At 65.7% G+C, this 1,503-nt stretch carries 1 protein-coding gene; it reads right to left on the bottom strand.

Features of this window, described 5'->3' with window-relative positions:
- Window positions 1-323: 323 nt before the first annotated feature.
- Window positions 324-1,406 (bottom strand): IS110 family RNA-guided transposase, encoded by a 1,083-nt coding sequence (locus AC3WOE_RS30455; RefSeq protein ID WP_492696291.1) that lies wholly within the window; start codon window positions 1,404-1,406, stop codon window positions 324-326.
- Window positions 1,407-1,503: the final 97 nt, after the last annotated feature.

Below are 1,503 nucleotides of genomic sequence, written 5' to 3' on the forward strand. Positions count from 1 at the left end.
TCTACAGGGACTTCCCGGTTAATCAACCGGATTGATGTGGGCGGTATTCGATAGTTGCCGTTGCTGTTTTCCTCAAGACCTGAGTTCGGGTTCGATGCAGCGCCACAGAGAACAGACTGCACATCTACAGGCGGCCTTGTTGCACTCGGATTTCGGTGCGGGCCCAGATACCAACCGCTCAGCAGGGCTCCATTCACTCGCCGCCGTCGCCACAACTGGCGCGGCACAGGGTTAGTCGAGCTGGCCTGCTGCCGGTCTGACCTGTGAATTGCATCTTCGAACGCACGTCTACGGGGAAGAACTTGTTGGGTCGCGGGTGGGTTTCAGGCCGGCATCACGGCCGCTGTCGCCGGCACCTCGCCAGGCTTGACCGACACGTAGTTCGGATCGAACTCGCGGCCCTTGGCCAGCAGCGCCCAGACGATGCGTGCGTTCTTGTTGGCCAGCGCCACCACGGCCTTCTGCCAGCCCACGCGGGCGAGCAGTTGCACCAGCCACTGCGAGATCTTGTCCGTGCGCTTGTGCGCCGTCATCACGGCCGACTTGGCGCCCTGGATCAGCAACGTGCGCAGGTAGTCGTCGCCGCGCTTGGTGATGCGCCCGAGTTGCGTCTTGCCGCCGCTGGAGTTCTGCCGGGGCACCAGGCCCAGCCAGGAGCCAAACTGCGCGCCGTCCTTGAACTGCTTGAAGTCGCCGACCGTGGCGACCAGCGCCGATGCGGTCACCGGGCCGATGCCGCTGAGCTGCGCGGCGGCCTTGGCCTGCGCGTCGGTGCGCACATGGGCGGCGATGCGCTCGTCGCAACTGGCGATGTGGCACTCCAACTCGATCCAGTGCAGCCGGGCTTCTTGGACGGCCAGCCGGGCGATGCCGGGCAGCTCGTTGCTGGCGTCTTCCAACACGTCGGCCAGACCTTGGCGAAGCGCCTCGGGGGTTTGCGCGAAGACGATGCCGAACTCGGTGAGCAGGCCACGGATGCGATTGATGCAGGCGGTGCGATCTTCCTTGTAGCCCTCGCGCAGGCGGTGGATGGCCAGCAGGGCCTGCTGGGCCGGGGTCTTCACGGGCACGAAGCGCATGTGTGGCCGGCCGGCGGCCTCGCAGATCGCGGCGGCATCGTTGGCGTCGTTCTTACCGCCCTTGCCGGCCATGCGGTAGGGCGTGACGAAGTGGCCGGCAATGAGCCGTGCATCCAGGCCGTAGCCGCGCAGCTTGCGCGCCCAGTGGTGAGCGCCGCCGCAGGCTTCCATGGCGACGATGCAGCCGGCGGGCAGTTGCACGCACCAGGCGGCAAACTTGTCGGCTGGAAGTGCCTTGGCGGCAACGACACGGCCGGTCGCATCGACAGCGTGGACCTGGATCACGCGCTTGGCCAGATCGACGCCGACTCGGGTAATCTCGTTCATGGGCTTCCCCTTTCACATGGCTGCAGATTGACGATTCGCACCATCAATCTTGGCGCCTCGGCGCCGGGGCCAGAAGGTGGGAAGTCCCTTCGTATTC

This window comes from Roseateles sp. FW305-36 (genome assembly GCF_058787015.1).

Bases quoted from the DNA above. Each gene is read 5' to 3' on its own strand.
- AC3WOE_RS30455 (WP_492696291.1), bottom strand. From the start codon at position 1,406: ATGAACGAGATTACCCGAGTCGGCGTCGATCTGGCCAAGCGCGTGATC.